Source organism: Paenibacillus sp. FJAT-27812 (assembly GCF_001273905.1).
In the GTDB taxonomy this organism is placed as follows: Bacteria; Bacillota; Bacilli; order Paenibacillales; family Paenibacillaceae; genus Pristimantibacillus.
In genome coordinates, this window is record NZ_LIGH01000001.1 from 3,391,384 (window position 1) to 3,393,794 (window position 2,411).

Below are 2,411 nucleotides of genomic sequence, written 5' to 3' on the forward strand. Positions count from 1 at the left end.
AAAGGTATCATGAATGACCTGTTTATCCTGCTTATTCTTATCTGTCTTCAAGCGCTTCACGTATGCGTAGAATCCGCTTCGGGAGACTCCGATTTCTTTACAGAGTTCTTTGACGCTAAATCGTTCACGAATTTCGTAGACGAGTCTATACTTCTCTGGTACACCTCCTTCTTCGTAATTTCCAACCACTTTTTTAGGACAGCATTCTCCATCTCCAATCGCTTTAAATAACGTTCCTGATCCTTGTACTGTTCTCGTCTGCCTCGGTGTTCCATAAGCCCATATTCGCCTTGTTCCTTATACTTCCTCATCCACACCTTTAATCGCCCAATATCTGCGATCCCAAGCTCATCCGCTACCCTCTGCTTGGTCATTCCCCCATGTCGTAGCTCRATAGCCTTCTTCTTTAATTCAAAACTATACGTCTCAAATTTCTGTCCTTTTCTCGCCATAACGAAAAGCACCCCCTATAATATCCATCGGTTTAAACACCAGGGTGTTTTTACAATGTCTACTATAAGGGGTGCACTTCACATGGAAGAGGGCTTTTCTTTGTTACACTTGCTGTTCAGCCGGACTATGCGTGGCTTGTGCAGGATCCAGCGTCAGCATTGTTTTGCAATACATGCAGCGGTCGGTCTTTCCAAGCATCTTGGTCGGTCGTCCGCATTCCGGACATTGCAGCATCGTGGCGCTTGTCGACATCATGCCTGCCCAGAAATAGACGGCTACGCTGATCAGGAGAGAAACCATGCCGATTACCATGAAGATAGCCGCGATAATCTTCCCTGCTTGTCCCAAAAATACGATACCGGCCGTTCCAAGTATCATGACACCCATGCCTACCAGCGTGAAAATGAGCCCCCAAAGCCGGAATTCATTGATCTTGGCGGACTTAAAAAAGAACTTCTTCATGGATTCAAACCCTTCCTATGACTAATGACTTATGAATTTGAAACTGTTTCTAAGTTAGTAAGCAGGAATGTGCCTCCAACATGTCGAAAAAGAATAAAACTGTAGATTATTATTATAGCTTAATAAAATGTGATTAGCTATATGGAGGAACCAGTGGAACATATAAAAGCACACTTCGTAGACAGCTATCGTGATGAACCTAATGTGGTTGGTTTAGCTGTTATTGAAAACCCATATCCTTATAATCCATTGATCGATGGCTTAGACTCATTAGTACTCGTTGTTGTAAAGGATGTTCAGGCTCGGAAGGAAACGGAGCATGTTCAAATTAACGGCAAACGCGTAATGATTCGTACCATCGATGCCAGAGGTTTAGATGAATGGCTGGCTGGCGGAGAAAATCGCAATATTATTGAGTGGCTAGTTCGGGGGGAGATCTTGTTGGATCGCAACGGCTATTTAAGCAGTGTGCGTGAACGTCTGCTTCAATTCCCTGATTCCATGCGGGAGCAAAAGCAGTTTACGGAGTTTGCGGGTTTCTTGAGAACTTATTTGCAAGCGAAGCAGGATCTGCTCGACGGCAATTTGCTGGATGCATACAGTCATGTGCTTATCGCGCTTCATCATTGGGCTCATATTGTTCTAATAGAAGATGGCCGACATCCTGAACTCACCGTTTGGAAGCAGCTCAAGCGAGTCCATCCCGGGATATACAAGCTTTATGAGGAGTTAACGGTTAGCCCGGAAACGTTGGAGCAAAGAGTACAATTAGTAATGCTGGGCTGTGAGTTCTCCGTAATGAACAAAATGAAAGCATGCTGCTCATTGCTGATTGAAATACTCGGAAGCCGGGAGGAGCCTTGGAGCATTGCCGAGCTGCAGTCGCATTCCTTAATTAATGTGCTGCATGTCGATTTGTCGCTCGTCCTTCAGAAGCTGGTGCAGCGAGAGTATATACGAGAGGTTGCCGTTATGCATGAGCTTGGAGATATTGGCGCACTTGAGCTGCGGTATATGGTCAATAACACGCCAAGCCAATAATGGCTTCTTATAGGAAGATAGAGCGCTGGTTTGCCCGAGTTTCGAAGGCAAATAAGCGCTTTTTTTATATTAAAAATAATTCGAGAATAAGCTTGACTTAAATAAAGTTCAGATGATATATTAGTACTCGCCGCTTTTACAGGATACATAAACGCGAAAACGACATTTCAAAAAAAATGTCGAATAACGAAAAAAAGTACTTGCAAAGAGATAGGTGAATGTGATATATTATAAAAGTCGCCGATACGAAATACGCGGTTGACATGAAAGAAAAGATTGTTCTTTGAAAACTGAACAACGAGTAATAACTGCCTCGCAAATCCTTCGGGATGAGCGAAAAAAGCGATAAAAAAGTAATGAGCATTTCAAACACCAATTTGGAGAGTTTGATCCTGGCTCAGGACGAACGCTGGCGGCGTGCCTAATACATGCAAGTCGAGCGGATCTTGTCCTTC

General features: G+C 43.8%; 3 protein-coding genes. 1 reads left to right on the top strand and 2 read right to left on the bottom strand.

What is annotated here, in order from left to right; translation table 11 throughout:
- Positions 1-56: 56 nt before the first annotated feature.
- Together ADU23_RS33190 and ADU23_RS14230 are read right to left on the bottom strand one after the other, a co-directional pair.
- Positions 57-374, bottom strand: a complete 318-nt coding sequence (locus ADU23_RS33190; RefSeq protein WP_197286065.1) for a helix-turn-helix domain-containing protein — start codon at positions 372-374, stop codon at positions 57-59.
- Positions 375-555: 181 nt separating this feature from the next.
- The gene (locus tag ADU23_RS14230; RefSeq protein WP_053374340.1) at positions 556-915 is read right to left on the bottom strand and encodes a YgzB family protein; all 360 of its coding nucleotides are present in this window, start codon (positions 913-915) and stop codon (positions 556-558) included.
- A gap of 153 nt (positions 916-1,068) precedes the next feature.
- Between ADU23_RS14230 and ADU23_RS14235 the strand changes: the two genes are divergently transcribed.
- The gene (locus ADU23_RS14235) at positions 1,069-1,956 is read left to right on the top strand and encodes a nucleotidyltransferase-like protein (protein WP_053374341.1); all 888 of its coding nucleotides are present in this window, start codon (positions 1,069-1,071) and stop codon (positions 1,954-1,956) included.
- Positions 1,957-2,411 lie beyond the last annotated feature (455 nt).

Bases quoted from the DNA above. Each gene is read 5' to 3' on its own strand.
- ADU23_RS33190 (WP_197286065.1), bottom strand. From the start codon at position 374: ATGACCAAGCAGAGGGTAGCGGATGAGCTTGGGATCGCAGATATTGGG.
- ADU23_RS14230 (WP_053374340.1), bottom strand. From the start codon at position 915: ATGAAGAAGTTCTTTTTTAAGTCCGCCAAGATCAATGAATTCCGGCTT.